This window comes from Streptomyces sp. YIM 98790 (assembly GCF_011421595.1).
In the GTDB taxonomy this organism is placed as follows: Bacteria; Actinomycetota; Actinomycetes; order Streptomycetales; family Streptomycetaceae; genus Streptomyces.
Genome location: NZ_WTLH01000012.1, coordinates 1 through 16,520 on the forward strand (window position 1 = coordinate 1; position 16,520 = coordinate 16,520).

Genomic DNA, 16,520 nt, shown 5'->3' on the forward strand with positions numbered 1-16,520 from the left:
GGGCCCGCCGCGCCCGGCGGGCCGCTGCCGCTCCGCCGCCGGGACCGGCTGGCCGGACTGGGCGGCTTCCTGCTCGCCCTGTGCCTGCTGCGGCTTCCGTTCCGGGTGACGGTGCGGGGCGTCACCGTGGCCAGGCGGCTGCTGTGCCGGAGCCCGGCCACCCCGGCCCAGGCGGAACGGGCCCTGCGGACGGTGCGGCGGGCGGCCCGGCGCCACCCGGGACGCGCGGCGTGCCTGGAGCTCTCCCTCGGCGCCGTCCTGGCACTGGCGCTGACCGGCCGCAGTGCCGCCTGGTGCCTCGGCGGCACGGGCGACGCACTGCGCTTCCACGCCTGGATCGAGGCCGGCCGGGTCCCCGTGCACCACCCGGACGACGGAACCGGCGCCCCCGGAAACGGCCCCCTGCACACCGTCCTCACCCTCTGACCCCGCCCCCGTCCCCGTCCCCGTCCCCGCGCCCGCTCCGCCCTCGCGCCCGCCCCGGCAGACCGGCAGGGGCCCCGCCGCGCCGCGCCAAGGCCCCCTGGTGCCGGCTCCACCGCCGGACGGTCAGCCGATCCGGCCCGCGCCCAGGACGGCCAGAACGTCCTGGACGCCCAGGACGACCAGCACGACCAGCACGATGACGACCGTGCGGACATGGCTCCACCGCACGCGCTTGGTGCCGTGGACGGACACCCGCAGCTGGCAGATCACGAGAACCTCCTCTCCGGCTGCCGCTCGAACCCGGTGACATGACAACCCCAACGGAATTCGAGGAAACGGGAATTGCCGCCATTGTGCCCCCGTTTCCGCAGGTGGGCAACGAACTTGATGGCCCGCAACCGCGTCCCGGAGCAGCTCGTTCACCATTTCCAAAGACTTGCCTCTTCGAATTGAAATCAACCGGGCGCCTATACGGCCCCGGAATGCGCAATCCGCGGGAGCAGTCCATGAGCCGGCGGAACCGGCAGCTCAGGCCACGGACGTCACCGCACCCCCGGCCGCCGGACGGCACCACGCCTCCGCGGGGCCCGCCGCCTCCCCTCCGCGTCCGCCCGGCCCGCCCTCGATTCGATGCCGCATCCGCCCGTCACCGGTGCGCTCGCGGGAAATTGCGCGGCAGGCGCCCGCAATCCCCGCCGGAAAAAAATCCGGGAGCCCCGGGGCCACGGCACGCCCGCCTCCTCCCCCGCACGGAGCGGGGCCCGCCGCAGGGGGACCGGCCGCGTTCTGAGAAGATCCGAAGTCCGCCGGTCCGCCGGGTCCGCCGGCTCAGCGGTTCCCGGCTCAGCGGTTCAGCGGTTCAGCGGCACCTGCCGGGGGAACCGGTCCGGCAGACGGAAGACCGACCAGGCACACGCCATCGCCGAACGATGCGCGCGCATACGGAAAGGCGGGATCACCGGTGACCGCGGAGACACCCCACAGCGCCGACGGGCGCCGGGCCGGCACCGCCGAGCAGCCGGACGGCGGCGGGCCCGCGCCGCTGATCCTCAGCAATGTCCCGGGCAGCTTCCCCTGGGGTGTGCTGGAGAAGCGGCACCCGGCCCTGATCGGACAGGTCCGCGACGCCCACCCCTACACCCCCGCACAGCGGCGCGGCCTGGACGCGCTGCTGGAGGAGATCACCCTCGGCACGATCCGCCCGCTGCCGGAGTCCGCGCACGACTCCGGCCAGTGGGCGGCCTGGGGCCGGGACCACATCGGGCGCCGCTGGACCGACGTTCCCTTCCTGTGGGCGGAGAGCTTCTTCTACCGCAAGCTGCTCCAGGCCGTCGGCTACTTCGAGCCCGGCCCCTGGCAGGGCGTCGACCCCTTCGCCCCCGTCAAGCAGGCCGAGCTCGACAGCGACGGCGTCGCCGGGGAACTGGCCGCCCTCGACCGCCTCGACAGCCTCCCCCCGGATGTGACCGGCCAGGCCCTTCTGCACGCCTCGCTCTGGGGCAACCGCGCGGACCTCAGCTTCCGGCTCACCGCCGAAGACCCCTCCCCCGCCCGCTCCGGCCGGCTCGTCGCCGACGACAGCGCCGCCCTGTGGTCCCTCCTCGGCCGCACCGCGCCCGCCACGCTCGCCGTCTTCGCGGACAACGCCGGAGGAGAACTCCTGCCCGACCTGGTCCTGATCGACCACCTGCTCCGCCGCGGACTCGCCGGACGCGTCGTGCTGCACGTCAAGCCGTACCCCTACTACATCTCGGACGCCACCCTCGCCGACGTTCTCGCCTGCCTGCGCCGGCTTCTCCGGGCCACCGGCCCGGCCGGTGCCATCGGCCGGCGGCTCTGGAACGACATGGGCGCCGGGAGGCTCGACATCCGCGCACACGGCTTCTTCTGCGCACCCCTCCCCTTCCGCGAAATGCCCGAGGACCTGCGGCAGGACGTGGCCGCCTGCGACCTCGCGCTCCTCAAGGGCGACCTCAACTACCGGCGGCTGGTGGAGGACCGGCTCTGGCCGGCCACCTCCTCCTTCACCGACCGCACCGCCTGGTTCCCCACCGCCGTCGCGGCCCTGCGGACCGTCAAGTCCGACGTCATCACCGGCCTGAGCCCCGCCACCGTGTCCCGCCTGGAGTCCGGCGGCCGCCCCTGGCGCACCACCGGCACCCACGCCCTCATCCAGCTCCGCCCGTAACCACGGCGTCCCGCACCGCACCCGCCGTCCGTGGCCCCGCGGGTTCCGGTGCGGAACGCCGGGCTCCTGGCCGGCCGCGGTCACCAGCCCGGTGCGGCAGCGCTCCGGCGCCACGGCAGGCTGCCCTCATGCCGATGCGACCGAGCCTGTCCGCCGACGGACCGGGCGGGGGCGTGCCGCCGTCTGCGACGGTGCTCCCGCCCGGGTTCGCAGGAACTCCGCTGCCCGCCCGCGGGGTGCGGGCAGGCGGGAAACCTGCATGCGCGCCGGAGATTCCGGCTGCGATCCTCACTCAGGACGCGTCGGCGGCCAGCCCCCGGTTCTGTGCGTAGGCGTCGCGGCAGGCGATGGCGCAGAAGCCGACGGTGGTGCCGTCGTGCTCCAGGGTGATCGCCTTCGGGCCGAGCCGGACCTGCATACCGCAGATGGGGTCGAGGACGACGCCTTCGGGGAGGTCACTCTCCTCAGGGGTGCCGGACCGGTACTCCTCGGTCATGTAGTTCACCACGCCCGTGGCGGTGGCCGCCCTGCCGTTCAGGCCGATGCTGCCGTCGGCGATGCCGACGACGTTGATCCACACATCGCCGCCCTCGCGGGAGATTCCGCTGCGGCTGTCCTGTCGCTGGAGCGCGGCCCGTACCACGCCGATGCCGTGTCGCGACATCTCCGCCCGCCACGCCTCGGGCACCGTGATGGTGACGATGTACGGCGGCGGCGCCTGATCGGGCCACGGACCATCTCCCGTGGTCCAGCCCTTCGCCTCGCGGAACAGCACATGCACCATCCGGCGCGCCCGCCGCAGGGTCTCGGGCGGGATCTGCTCCGCACCCAGCAGTCCGGTCGTGATCTGCCGCGCGATCTCTGCCTGCGCCGCGGCATCCAGGGCTCCGGCAGGGTGAGTGATTTCGACCAGATTCATCGCTGTACCCTCCGCCTGGGGATGGCCGGGGCCCACCTATTTTTACGTACAGTTGTACCTTAATGCGGTAGAGCGTAGGACTGAGCAGACGGGGAGTCAAGCGGTGGGACGGCGGGCGAGGTTCACCGGGACCGAGGTGGAGGACGCGGCCATCGCGGTCGTCGACGAGCACGGCCTTGCCGGTCTCACCATGCGCGCTGTCGCTTCCCGGCTGGGCACCGGACCGATGACCCTCTACAACTACGTCGACGATCGGGGAGCGCTGGACGCCCTCGTGGTCGACGGCGTACTGCGGGACATCACCGTTCCCCGTTCCCCTTCGCCCGACTGGCGCACCGATGTCCACCACATCGCCGAGGAGGTCTGGTGTGCCGTCCGCCTGCACCCCAACGTCATTCCACTCGTGCTGGCCCGGCGCAGCCACTCGGCGACGTTCCTTGACATCGCCGAGGCCCTGCTCGCCGCACTCGCCCGCGCGGGTCTGCGTGGTGAGGAGCTGCTGGCGGCCTTCCGCTCCGTCACCACGCTGGCGACGGCCTTCGCTCTGACCGAGCTGGCCAGCCCGCTGAGCAGCCGCGACGGCGACGCCGATGCGACAATCGACCGGTTCCGCTCGCTTCCCACCGAGCGCTACCCCCGGCTGATCGAGATCGCCGGCGCTGCCCGGAGCAGCACTCCGGAGACCGAATTCCGCCGCGGGCTCGCCGCACTGCTCGACGGACTTCAACCACGTTGAGTGCCGGAAGGCCACCGTCCTCACCGGTGACTACGACGACATCAAGGGGAAGACCGGCATGGGCAACGAAGGCGGACTTCCCGGCGCGGGTCCGCGGATTCATCCAGCTCCAGAGGGAACGATGGCCCGGATTCCTCTCTTCCAGGGGCGCCCCAGTGGCAACCGACGGCGGGCACGGCCCCGGCCGCGTGTGCCGGATATGCCTGCTTCAGGGCCACGGTGTCACAAACGCGCCTAGAGTGGGGTGCCCAGCCGGGCCGGATCGGAGCCGGCGGGGAGGAGGGGTGGCGGTGCGCAGGATTCCGCCGGAGATGTTCCGGTTCACATGGGGTGAGTGGGCGGATCTGTACCAGGCGATACTCGACGCCTTCGCCGCCGCCAACGAACGGCTGGAGACCACGCTCGGGCTGGACGATGTCCGGGCGCGGCTCCGTGCGGGCGGCTGGCTGGCTCCTCTGACCGACGAGGAGCTGATCAGGGCACTGAAGCAGCTCCGCCAGTGGAACCTGCTCGACGTGGTCCAGAACCACGCCGAGAACTACCGCACCGCCGACGAATACGAGCGGCGCAATCTTCAGTACTCCCTCACCCGGCAGGGCGAGGCCGCGATCGCCGGTGTGCAGCACGCCCTGGAGGCTCTGGCGTCCACCGGTGCTCTCCAGACGGCCGTGCTGGATGCCATCGCGGACCGGCTCGCCGAGCTCTGTGTACTGCTGGAGACCCCCGGGTCCGCGGACCGGCGGATCTACACCACGCTTCAGGAACTTGAGGGCCATCTGGAAGCCCTGCTGGACAACACCAGAACCTTCAACAGCGAACTGCAGCGCCTGCTGCGCGCCGAAAGCGCGGACACCGGCACGTTCCGGGAGGTCAAGTCCGCGACCGTGGCGTACCTTCAGGAGTTCCTGACCAATATCGACCAGAGGGCACGCGCCATCGCCACGGCCGCCGCCCAGGTCGAGAAGAACGGCGTGAGCCTGCTGCATGAGCGGGCGCTGGCCGGTGCCGAGCTCCCCCCGGTGCCCGGCGGTGATCCCGTACCCGCGTGGCTGGCGCACCGCCGTGCCCGCTGGGACGGCCTGCGGGCATGGTTCCTGCCGCCCGAGGGTGTGCCCGCCCGGGTCGAGCAACTGCATGATGTCGCCCGCCGGGCGATCATCACCCTGCTTCAGGCGCTGGACCGCATTCACGAGGCCCGTCGCCGGTCCTCCAGCGCAGCCCAGGATTTCCGCGAGCTGGCCCGGTGGTTCGCCCTGGCGCCCGGAGAGGAGGATCTGCACCGGCTGTGGCACCTGGCCTTCGGGCTTGCCTCATCCCGCCATGCCCACCTGCACCAGTCCGACCCGGAACTCACTCCGTCCGCCACCTCGTGGGCCGACGCGCCTCCGGTGGACGTATCCGCCCTGCTGCGCACCTCGGGCCGGACACAGCAGGCCGGCCGTACCGGCAACGTCCGCCCGGTGGACGCACTGCGGGCCCGCCGCGCCGCCCGGGCCCGCCAGGAGCGTGCCGAGCTGGAGGCCGCGTGGAGCCTGCTCGGCACGGATGTCCCCATTCCTCTGTCCCGCTTCGGCGAGCTGGACCACACGGTCTTCGAGCGGCTGCTCGACCTGCTCGGCCGGGCCCTTGCGGCCCGGCCCGACCAGACCGGCATCCGGCGCGCGACCACCGGCGACGGCAAGGTGGACATCCTGCTCCGGCCGCCCCCGGATACCTCCGCACCGGCAGTGCTCCGCACCGGGCGCGGGCGGCTCACGGGCCCGGACTATCTCGTCGAAGTGCGTGTGGCCGGCACCGCCGCGCACCCCGCCGGGGACGGAGGGGCCGGCGGATGAGTAATCTCGCCAATCAGCTTGTGGTCGCCGAGCGGGATGAGATCTCCCGGGCCATCCGCCTGCTGCTCGCCCGGCCACTGCTGACCAGACGGCACGATCCCGAGCCCTTCGAACTGGTCCGGCGCCGCCGGGACCCGCTCGTCCAGTGGTTCGACTACCACGTCGGCTGGACCCTTGCCGTCGAACCCCGGCTCGGATATGCCCGGCTGTTCAAAGTCCGGCAGACGGCGGACGCCTCCCGACCGGCCCGGCGGGCACGTGCCGGCCGGGCCCCGTTCGACCGACGCCGCTACACGCTGCTGTGCGTGGCTGCAGCGGAACTGCTGTCCGTGCCGGTCACCACCATCGGCCTGCTCGCCGAGCGGGTGGTGCGCGCCACCGCCGAGGACAAGGCAGTCCCGCTGTTCGACACCGCCTCCCGGGCCGAGCGGATGGCCTTCGTCGACGTGCTCCGGCTGCTGGAAACCCTCGGTGCGCTCCGCGCCGTGGACGGCACCACCGACAGCTATACCGAATCGGCGGAAGCAAAGGTCCTCTACCGGGTGGACACCACGCTTCTCATGCGGCTGATCGCCGCCCCCGAAGCCCCTTCGCGGCTCGCTCTGCCGCCGGCCGGCATCCCCGTACGGTTCGACGAGCTGCTGGACGGCCTGATGCGGGAACGCCGTTACGGCGAGACCGGCGACACGGCCCCGGCGGGCTTGATATCCGAAACCCAGCGCAACCTGCGACTGCGCCACTCGGTGCTGCGCAGGCTGTTCGACGACCCGGTACTCCACCGCGAGGACCTCTCCCCCGACGAGGCGGCCTACCTCCTCTCCCCCACCGGGCGCCAGATTGTGCGGCGTGCTGCCGCCCAGGCCGGCTTCGTGCTGGAGGAACGGGCCGAGGGCATCCTGCTCGCCGATCCGGACGGGATCGCCACCGACTCCGCATTTCCCGATGGCTCAGGAACGGCGAAGACGGCCGCGCTGCTCCTGCTGGACTTCCTGCTCCAGTCACCGGGCGGCGCCATGCCGGAACAGCTTGCCGCCGAGGCCGAGCGTCTGCTGGGCCGGCATCCCCGCTGGGCCGCGGGGTACCGGTCCGAGGGCGGCGGCCCCCGTCTGGCGGCCGATGCCGTGGACGTGCTGTGCAGCTTCGGGCTGGCACGCCGCACGGCGGACCGGATCACGACGCTGCCCGCCGCAGCCCGGTACCGCGTGACCATATCCGGCCCCGATGACCGGCCGGCACCGGAACGGGCACCGGGCCAGGGGCAACGGGAACCGGACCACGGGCACCGGGACGCCGGCGAAGCCCACGACGAAGCACACGAGGAAGCCCGCGACAAGGAGGCACTGGGGTGACGGTCATCAAGCTCGCCGACCGGACCCGGAACGCGGCGGCCGGCCCGCACGGCCACGTACCCGGAGCGGACCGCTGGCGGCCGACCAGGGCCGGCATCCTCAATGTCTGGCGCTACTACGACGAGGTCTTCACCTTTCACCAGGGCCGCCTGCTGCTGCGTGGCCCCAACGGCACCGGCAAGTCCAAGGCACTCGAACTCCTGCTGCCGTTCCTGCTGGACGCCAGTCTCCGCCCGAACCGGCTGTCCACCTTCGGCGGCTCCGAACGGACGATGCACTGGAACCTCATGGGGGAAGGCGCCTCCGGCCGCACACGTGTCGGCTATGTGTGGCTGGAGTTCACCCGCGGGGAGGCCGGACACTCCCAGTGGTTCTGCTGCGGCGCCCGGCTCCAGGCCACGGTCCACACCACCTCCGTCACCGCGGACTTCTTCACCACCGGCCGGCGCATCAGCCACTGCGCGGCCCCAGAACAGCCGGACGGGCCGGGGAGCCTGCACCTGGTCGACGCCGGCGGCCGGCCTGTCTCCCGCCGCGAGCTGCGAGACGCGCTCTCCGAGGGCCGGGGCGCACTCTTCCCGTCCGCCGCCGAATACCGCGCCGCCGTCCGCCACACACTCTTCCCCGGCATGACCGAGCAGCGCTATGACGCCCTGCTGACCGCCCTTCTCCAGCTCCGCACACCCAAACTGTCCCAGCGCCTTGACCCGGCCCTGCTCTCCACCCTCCTCTCCAGGGCACTTCCGCCGCTGGGCGAGGCCGAGATCGGCGAACTCGCCGAAGGCTTCGAACGGCTTGACCGTCAGCGGGAACGGCTGCGCAAGCTGGACCAGGAAGTGGCCGCCGCGGAGACCCTCGCCGCCCGCCAGCGCACCTATGTCCAGCGCGTTCTGCGGGCCGCGGCAGGCCGGCTGATCTCCGCCACGACGGACCTGGACAACGTCACCCGGGAGGCGCGGGAGAGCGAGCAGAAGCTCGAATCCGTTCTTGCCGAGCGTGCCGAAGCCGGGCAGGACCGGGACCGGGCGAACGCCCGGGGCCTGGAGCTGGAAGCGGCCATCGACGGCCTGCTGGACAGCGAGATCTACCGGCGCGGCAGCGAACTCGACGATCTGCGGCGCCGGGCCGATCGCGCCGAGCGCGCGGCCGGGGCGGCCCGGGACCGTGCGGACTCCCTGGCGGCCGTCGCCGAGCAGGACGCACAGCGGCGGACGGAAGCAGCCGAGCGGGCCGGCCATGCCGGCCGCCAGCACGACCAGGCCCGTGCGGAGGTCCGCCTGGCGGCCCGGCCGGCCGCCATGGAGTCCGTTGCCGAAGAACTGGACCGGTTGCTCGGTGTCGCCGTCGATCCCACCCGCGGCGCCGGCGGCTCCGAAGAGGAGCGGCCGGAACAGGCCGCCCGGCAGCTTCTGCACGGCGCGGTGAACAGCCGCCGGGACCAGGTCGCCCGGGTCCGCCGCGCCGGAGAGCGGCACGAGCGGGCGGTCGACGCCCGCACCGCCGCCGAGACCGCGCTGGAGGAGCACCGGGCGCAGCTTGCGGAGGCCGTGACCTCCCAGGCCGCAGCGGCGCGTGCCCATGAGCAGGCTCTTGATACCCTGGCGGGCGAACTGCGTCAGTGGGCCGGCCGGTGCACCGAGCTCCGCATCACCGACCCCGCCGCTCTCTCCGACCGGGCCGCTTCGCGAGACGCGGTGCAGGCGATCGTCGAACCCGCCGCACGGGACGCCGACCGCCGGATCACCGAAGAACGCACCACCGTGGCCGCGGCCCGTACCGCTGCGGCCGAGCGGCGCGGCGGGCTGACCGCCGAGCTGGACCACCTGGCGGAGGCGGCCGACCTGCCGCCCCGGGCCCCGCACACCCGGACCGCGGACCGCACCGCGAGGGAGGGCGCCCCGCTGTGGCGGCTGGTCTCCTTCTGTGACGACGTGCCCGCCGCGGTGCAGGCAGGGGTGGAAGCAGCCCTGGAAGCAGCGGGCCTGCTGGACGCCTGGGTCGGCCCGCACACCGGCTTCCGGGTGTCCGGCCACGACACCTTCGCGGAGGCGGATCTCGCGCACCCCGTGCACGGCCCCTCACTGCTGGACATCCTCCGGCCGGAGCCGGAATCCCCCGTCCCCGTCGAACGGATCCGGCGCATCCTCTCCGGTATCGCGTACGGGCCCACCCTGCCCGCCCCCACCCTGCCCGCGGCACCTGTCGCCGCCGTCTCCGCCGACGGGCACTGGCGGCTGGCCGGGTTCACCGGAAGCTGGGCCAAGGCGGAATCCGCCCATATCGGCGCCGCCGCCCGGGAGCGGGCCCGGCTCCGTCGCATCGACGAACTCACCCGCGAACTCGAGGAGGCCACCGCCGCAGTCGCCGCCCTCGACGACCGGCTGCACACGCTGGACGAGCGCCGCCGACGGCTCGACCTGGAGCTGCGCAGCCGCCCCTCGCACGAGCCGCTGGACAGCGCCCGGCAGGTCCTGGAACGTGCCGAGGCACGGACGGCGGCCCGCGAGGACGCGGTGCGGGCCGCCGTCACCCGGCTCGACCGATGCGAGAGCGATGTCCGGCAGACCCTGCGTGCCCTGACCGCGCTCGCGGCCGAGCAGGGCCTGCCCGCCGAGCCCCGAGGGCTGGACGCCGTGCTGCAGGCCGTCACCACTTTCCAGGACACCGTCGGCGCCTGGTTGCACGCCCGCACCCGGTGGACCGCCGCCCGGCGGGCCGCCGCCGTGGCGCGTGAACAGGCCGAGAGGTCCGCGCGCACCGCCGGGGACTCCGCCGGTGACGCCGACCGGGCACGGGCCGAGGCCACGGCACTCGCCGCCCGGCGAGCGGCCGTGGAGAGCGCCATCGGGGAGGACTACCGGGAAACCGCCCGCCGCATCGGCGATCTGCGCCGGGAGCGGGACCGCACACGGAAGGAGGCCGCCGCCCTGGACGCCGGACTGCTCCGCCTGGCCGACCGCATCGCGACCCTGAGAGCCTCCATGACCGCCGAGGTCCGCCGACGCGAAGAAGCCGTCGGGGAACGGAACACCGCGGCGGCCCGGTTCCGCCACCTGTGCGGGCTCGGCCTGGCCGAGGACGCCGGACTGCCGCTGTCCCTCAGCGCGCAGGACGGCACCCGCGCCACCCTGGAGGCGTCCCGCACCGTGGCCGCGCGCTGGCCGTCCCTGCCGCACGCACCCCACAACCTGGGGGATGCCTACACCCGGCTCGCCGACGCGGTCCACAGCTCCCGCCAGGACCTCGGAGAACGGGCCGACCTCGACCTGGAGGCCGATGAGGACGTCCAGATCTTCACCGCCACGCTCGACGGCATCCGGGTGGGCGCCGCGCAGCTCCTCACGACGCTCATCGCCGACCGGGACCGGAGCGCGGAAGACATCACCGCGGCCGAGCGCGATCTCTTCGACCGGACGCTGACCGGTGACACCCGGCGTCACCTCGCGGACCGCATCCGCCAGGCCAACGCCCTGGTGGACCGGATGAACAAGCACCTGGACGAGGTGCGTACCGCCTCCAACGTCGCGGTGCGCCTGGACTGGGACGTGGACCCCGAGCTTCCGCCGGGCACCCGGACCGCCCGCGACCTGCTGCTCAAGGATCCCCGGCACCTCACCGAGACGGACCACCGGGCTCTGCACGACTTCTTCCGCGCCCGGATCGACGAGGCCAGGGCCCGCGATACGGCGACCGGCTGGGAGGACCAGCTCGCCGAGGTTCTCGACTACACACGCTGGCACCGGTTCACCGTCCGGCTGCACCGGGACGACGAGCACGGCTGGCAGCCACTGACCCGCAAGCTGCACGGTGCGCTCTCCGGCGGCGAGAAGGCCATTGCTCTGCACCTTCCGCTCTTCGCGGCCGTGGCGGCCTATTACGAGGCCGTGCCGCGGGCCCCGCGCCTGATCCTCCTCGACGAAGTCTTCGTCGGCGTGGACAGCGCCAACCGGGGACAGGTCTTCGCCCTGCTGAGCGCTCTCGACCTGGACCTGGCCCTCACCTCCGACCACGAGTGGTGCACCTACCGGGAACTGCCCGGCATCGCCATCCATCAGCTGATCACCGAGGACGCGGGCAGCGGCGGGGACGACGCGGTCACCAGCGCCCGCTTCACCTGGACCGGCACTCGGCTCCACCCCGAGAACACCGCACCATGACCGACCGCCCCACCCCCCTCACGGCCCTGGACCGCCCGGAACTCCGCAAACTCTGGCAGACCGCACACCACCGCCTCAGCTCCGGCCACCCCGTCACCCGGCTCCGCCCCGGCCCCCTGGACGACGAGGAACGCAACGCCCTGGCAGACCTCCTGGGCCTGGCCCGCCTCCCCGGCCCCCGCCCGACCGTGCCTCTCGCCCGCCTGGACAGCGCCCTGTCCGAGGCGTACGGACTCACCACCAGGGAGGTCGCCGCCGCCGTCGTCGGCCCGCTCACCGACCGCGCCGCGGACCGGCGCCGCGCGGAATCCGAACGGACCGCCCTCTGGTCCTGGCTGGAGACCCATCCCGTGGTGACGGCCCAGCCCGCCCTCCTCGACTGGGTCGGGCACACCCGCTCGACCGGCCTCGCCGCCGGTTCCACCACCGTCACCCGCGCGCTCCTCACCGACGCGCTCACGGTCCTGGCCGCCCTGCCCGCCCAGGGCGAGCCCCTCCCCGTCTTCGCCACCCGCCTGCTGCGCGGCGACCCCCACGCCCTGGACGACGGAACACGGCTGTCCACGCTCGTGCTGCGCGCCCTGGCCGCACTGCACGCCACCGACCCGCCCACCGACGCCGCGGCCCGCCGCCACCTGTGGAACCTCGCCGGTGTCACCGACGACGGACTCTCCTCCACCGTGCTGGCCGCGGGACTCCGCCCCGCCGGTGACGGTCTCCTCGCCTCCCTCGCCCGCACCTGCGCCGGCGCCGGCCAGGCCGTCTCGCTCACCCTGACCCAGCTCCGCTCACCGGGCGCCTTCACGCCGCCGCCCGTGCCCGTCCACATCACCGAGAACCCCAGCGTGCTTGCCGCCGCCCTGCACCGCTTCGGCCCCGGCTGCCCGCCCCTGGTCTGCACCTCCGGCTGGCCCGGCGGTGCCGTCATGCTGCTGCTGCGCCTGCTGGCCGAAGCCGGCTCACCGCTGCGCTATCACGGCGACTTCGACGGCGAGGGCCTCCGTATCGCCGCCCACATCTTCGCCAGAACCCCGGCCCGGCCCTGGCGGATGACCACCGCCGACTACCTCGACGCCCTGCGCACCACCCCCGCCGGCCCCTCCCCCGGCCGCATCACCGACGCCCCCTGGGACCCGGCCCTGGCCCCTGCCCTCCGCCACCACGCCACCGCCATCCCCGAAGAAGCCGTCCTCCCCCGCCTCCTCGAGGACCTCACCGATAGCCGAGACGGCCCAGCAAGACCTCCAGGCTCCGCGCCGCCTCCGCCCGCTCGGCCCTGATGTCCCGCAGGGAAACGGCGTATTCGTCCTCCCACCGGCGGTATGCCTCGATCAGCTCCCGACGGCGGCGTGCCACATGGACGTCGAGTTTCCTCACAAGATCCTCGTGGAGCACGTCCAGCACCACCCGGCGCTCCGCTCCGGGCTGGTCGCTCAACTCCGCCCGCGTAGCGAACAGACCGTCCAGAAACCCCGTCTCCAGATGTCGGATCGCCCTCGAGACACGCATGCGGTCCCGCTTTACGCGGGACAATGCCGCTACTACGGCAGGATCGCCGTCCGGCGGGGTGTCCTCCTCGTGCTCCTCCGTCCCCGCGTTGAGCTCGGACCAGCGCGCATCGAGCTCTCCTTTGCGGGAATCCGCCTCTCTCAGTTCGTCGAGAAATGAGGAGGCGATCGCGGCAACCACTTTATGGGCATATGCCTGCCGCCGCTCCGCGGCGGTGCGGCTGCGGGTCCGTCCGGCACCGGGCTGCTGTTCCGGCCGGAGCTGGGCCTCAATCTGCTGGACCCACCCGTCCAGTACTCCGGCGAACCCGTGCTGTGACAAAGTCAGAAACTCGTATTTCCCATCGTGCCACCAGCCGGCCAGGGCACCAGCCAACGCAAAGCCGTCCAGCAGACCTACCCGCCCGAGCCGATCTGTGAACGACGTGATCAATGCGCTTCGAACAGACATCGGCGCGGCCCTTCGTTGCCCCGCCTCCGCTTCCAGGCGGTGCACGGCCTCCGTCTCCCACCACTGCCGGAGTGCCGCCCAGAGCTCTTCCTCTCTCGGGCGCACCAGCTCGGCCAGCCGGTCCGCGTCCGGCCGCTCGGGCTTGGGCAGGAAGTCGAGGTATCCGGGGTCCACCGGGTTACGTTCGGCGAACAGGTCCGTGACGCGCACTCCGCACGCATCCAGCAGGTCCCGTTTCGCATCAATCTCCGCCCTTGGCATGCCGCCCCCCAGGTAGGCCCGCACGTGCTGCGGCTCCGGCGGCGGAGCGGTATCCACATAGCGGCGGATGTTGAGGTTGTCTCCGTTCGCCCGCAGCTCATCACGGCCGACGATCCGGGAGAAACCGGGCACCTGCTGATACCGGTGGAAAGTGGCGGTGATCTTCTCGATGTGCTCGGGCAGCAGCGTGTTCCGCGCCCGTTCGGCTCGGTATTCGCGTTCGGCGTTGATGAACAGCACCCGGCCGGCTCGCGCCGGAGGCTTCTTTCCCGGCGGGCGAAGCACGAGCAGGCACGCCGGGATTCCGGTGCTGGGAAAGAGGTTGGACGCCAGCCCGATGACCGCTTCGATGACGTCGGCGTTCAGCAGGTTAGTGCGGATCTCCTGCTCGCTGCCGCCCCGGAAGAGCACGCCGTGCGGCATGACGGCGATAACGGTGCCGCCGTCGCCTTCCTGCTTCGCCGTCGCCAGCATGTGCTGGAGGAACATCAGGTCGGCCCTGCCGCTTCCCTTCGTGACGCCGTATGCCGCCCGTTCGGCGCCGGCCGCCAGGAAGTCTTCCAGCACGTAGTCCACCGAGAACGGCGGCTTGCTCAGGACGCCGTCGAATCGGTCCCGGTCGGTCTGTGGCAGGTGCGCCGGGCGGCCGAGCGCGTCCCCGGTCAGCAGTTCGAAGTCCTGCACTCCATGCAGCAGCAGATTGATCATGGCGGTGAACCGAGAGCTGCTGTTGACGTCCTCGCCCGCCAGGAACAGGTCTGTGGTGTTGCCGCCATACTCCTTCACGTACTCCTTGACGTGGACCAGCACGCCGCCCGAGCCCACGCACGGGTCGTAGATCCTCATCCCCGGTCGGGGCCGGAGCAGTTCCACCATCAGGCGGACTACCTCTCGCGGGGTGTAGAACTCGCCACCTCGGGAGCCGGACGTCTCTGCGAAGTGACGGATCAGGTGCTCGAAGGCGACGCCGGGGAGATCGGGGAACTCGAAGTCCGCGGTCCGCAGCCTGATTCGGTCGAAGTGCTGGATAAGCTGCCTGAGCCGCTGATCCGTGCGGCGAGCGCGGCTGTCTCCGGTACCGGTCCCGCCGATACGGGTGAAGTCCGGGTGGTCAGAGAGGCCGGTCAGCTCCCTGTGCCGGTCCTCCAGGGCATGAAAGGCCGGACGCAGAACCTTGTCGGCGATGTGGTGGGTGCCGAAGGCGATCCGGCTCCAGCGTGCGGGGCCGGGCACGAAGAGCACACCGCGGCTTCGGTACTCTGCCTCTTGCTCCAGGAGATCCTCCACCCTCTCGCCGCTCGGCTTCGGGCCGGAGGCCGCGTCCTGTGCAATCTGCTCGCGGGCCGCCTCGAACTCATCATTGACCCACTTGAGGAACAGCAGGGCGAAGAGGTGGTCCCGGTACTCGGTGACATCCATCGTGCCCCGGAGGATGTCTGCGGCGGACAGCAGATGCCGCTCCAACTGCGCAAGCGTGAGCTTGGCCATGGGTGACTCCCTCCATTCCGGGACTGCTCCAGGAACCCTACGGGGAAGGAGGTGCCCGGCAGGAATCGCTTCGGACGCGGCTGGCTGCCGTGGCCGCCCGCCGCAACCTGGAGGGACGCGGGAAACATGCTCCCGCAGAGCCGGGCTCCGGCTATCGGGGGCCCTTCATGGCACGAATCGCGGGCGGTACCGCCAGGCACAGGAGGAGCGAGGTGGCGAACGCGCCGCCGCCCGCCATGGCAGCCTCGGCCCTCCCGACGCCGGCAGCGGACGCCAGGATTCCGGCACAGAGGGCAACCACCACAGAGATCAAGCCCATGATCGCAAGCCAGTATGCCCACGTGTGGTCGGTGCGGGAGTTTCGGACAGCGGGAGGCATGACGGGTCTCCTTCCGAACAGGACGAAGGGGAAACGGCGCGGTTCAGTTCCGGGCTGGCCATGGCGTGCGCCGCGGGACCCCAGCGGCGCGACGCGGGGGGCGTGGGAGGGACCCCTCACCCTGTCCGGCGCCGGCCTCCGGTCTTCTCGGTCAGCAAAGCCTGGCCGAGCCGGACCAGCCGACGGTTCTCCTCTGCGTTGCACAGCATCTGCCGGTCGATCTCGTCGAGTGCCCCCGCCAGCACCTGCTGCTCGGCAAGGTCGGGCAGTACCACCGGCAGCCACGCCAACTCGCGCGCGTTGATCGTGCTCACGGCCTGGCCGGGGTTGGCGTAGTGGCTGAGCCAGGACCGGACGGCAGTGCTCCCGAGGTAATGCACCAGGTACTGCGGAAGCAGCCGCTCGGAGGTCACCGTGAGGAGCACGCAGGACGTGGCGAACAACCACCCATCCTCTTCCTGCCGCACCAGCGCCCGCCGTCCGAGCCCCACTACGGCCTGGCGCACCATCAGGATCTGGCCCGCACGGAGCCGGTAGCGGTCGGGCAGGGCAGCGGCAGCGTCCCGTCCCACCCTCTTCATCCCCCGGTGGTCCACCCGGTTGTACTCGGTGATATCTGCCGGCGTCACGACGGGGACACCTCCTTCCAGCTCCGCAGACATCCCGGCCAGCCAGCTTCCGGACGGGCCGGAGACGATCTCGCACAGCTCCCCGAGCGTGACCTCCCGAGCGCCAGCCTCCATCGAAGACCTCAATTCTTTTTGATTCTCCGTTTCTGACATCTCATAGAGTAGCAGAGGGTGCGCGTAGGTACCTACGCGAT

The 16,520-nt window shown here is 72.1% G+C and carries 11 protein-coding genes; 7 read left to right on the forward strand and 4 right to left on the reverse strand.

The features are described from left to right. Positions 1-426, forward strand: a 426-nt coding sequence (locus GQS09_RS03995; protein ID WP_165984570.1) for a lasso peptide biosynthesis B2 protein, incomplete at its 5' end; no start/stop codon positions are given. A 123-nt stretch (positions 427-549) separates the two neighbouring features. Here GQS09_RS03995 and GQS09_RS04000 read toward each other — a convergent pair. Continuing rightward, on the reverse strand, positions 550-696 hold the full coding sequence (locus GQS09_RS04000) for a hypothetical protein (RefSeq protein WP_165984571.1): 147 nt from the start codon (positions 694-696) through the stop codon (positions 550-552). Positions 697-1,387: 691 nt separating this feature from the next. Here GQS09_RS04000 and GQS09_RS04005 point away from each other — a divergent pair. Then, the gene (locus GQS09_RS04005) at positions 1,388-2,614 is read left to right on the forward strand and encodes a damage-control phosphatase ARMT1 family protein (RefSeq protein ID WP_165984572.1); all 1,227 of its coding nucleotides are present in this window, start codon (positions 1,388-1,390) and stop codon (positions 2,612-2,614) included. Positions 2,615-2,906: 292 nt separating this feature from the next. Here the strand turns inward: GQS09_RS04005 and GQS09_RS04010 are convergent, their stop codons facing one another. Further along, positions 2,907-3,533 carry a hypothetical protein gene (locus GQS09_RS04010; RefSeq protein WP_165984573.1) on the reverse strand — a complete coding sequence of 209 codons (627 nt, stop codon included), beginning with the start codon at positions 3,531-3,533 and terminating at the stop codon, positions 2,907-2,909. Positions 3,534-3,636: 103 nt separating this feature from the next. On the opposite strand from GQS09_RS04010, the gene GQS09_RS04015 reads away from it, so the two are divergent. From GQS09_RS04015 to GQS09_RS04035, 5 genes are all read left to right on the forward strand, one after another. After that, positions 3,637-4,269: a TetR/AcrR family transcriptional regulator gene (locus tag GQS09_RS04015; RefSeq protein WP_313895981.1), complete on the forward strand. Its 633-nt coding sequence runs from the start codon at positions 3,637-3,639 to the stop codon at positions 4,267-4,269. Between the two features lie 311 nt (positions 4,270-4,580). Beyond that, positions 4,581-6,104: a TIGR02677 family protein gene (locus tag GQS09_RS04020; protein WP_207957435.1), complete on the forward strand. Its 1,524-nt coding sequence runs from the start codon at positions 4,581-4,583 to the stop codon at positions 6,102-6,104. Next, positions 6,101-7,453, forward strand: a complete 1,353-nt coding sequence (locus GQS09_RS04025; protein WP_165984575.1) for a TIGR02678 family protein — start codon at positions 6,101-6,103, stop codon at positions 7,451-7,453. The genes GQS09_RS04020 and GQS09_RS04025 overlap by 4 nt, the downstream gene beginning before the upstream one ends. Continuing rightward, positions 7,450-11,610, forward strand: a complete 4,161-nt coding sequence (locus GQS09_RS04030; RefSeq protein ID WP_165984576.1) for a TIGR02680 family protein — start codon at positions 7,450-7,452, stop codon at positions 11,608-11,610. The genes GQS09_RS04025 and GQS09_RS04030 overlap by 4 nt, the downstream gene beginning before the upstream one ends. Further along, the gene (locus GQS09_RS04035; protein ID WP_165984577.1) at positions 11,607-12,890 is read left to right on the forward strand and encodes a TIGR02679 family protein; all 1,284 of its coding nucleotides are present in this window, start codon (positions 11,607-11,609) and stop codon (positions 12,888-12,890) included. Before GQS09_RS04030 ends, GQS09_RS04035 begins: the two co-directional genes overlap by 4 nt. Here the strand turns inward: GQS09_RS04035 and GQS09_RS04040 are convergent. Continuing rightward, positions 12,823-15,318, reverse strand: coding sequence for a class I SAM-dependent DNA methyltransferase (locus GQS09_RS04040; protein ID WP_165984578.1), 2,496 nt, complete (start codon positions 15,316-15,318; stop codon positions 12,823-12,825). The genes GQS09_RS04035 and GQS09_RS04040 overlap by 68 nt on opposite strands. A 495-nt stretch (positions 15,319-15,813) precedes the next feature. After that, positions 15,814-16,440: a restriction endonuclease subunit S gene (locus GQS09_RS04045; RefSeq protein WP_165984579.1), complete on the reverse strand. Its 627-nt coding sequence runs from the start codon at positions 16,438-16,440 to the stop codon at positions 15,814-15,816. Positions 16,441-16,520: the final 80 nt, after the last annotated feature.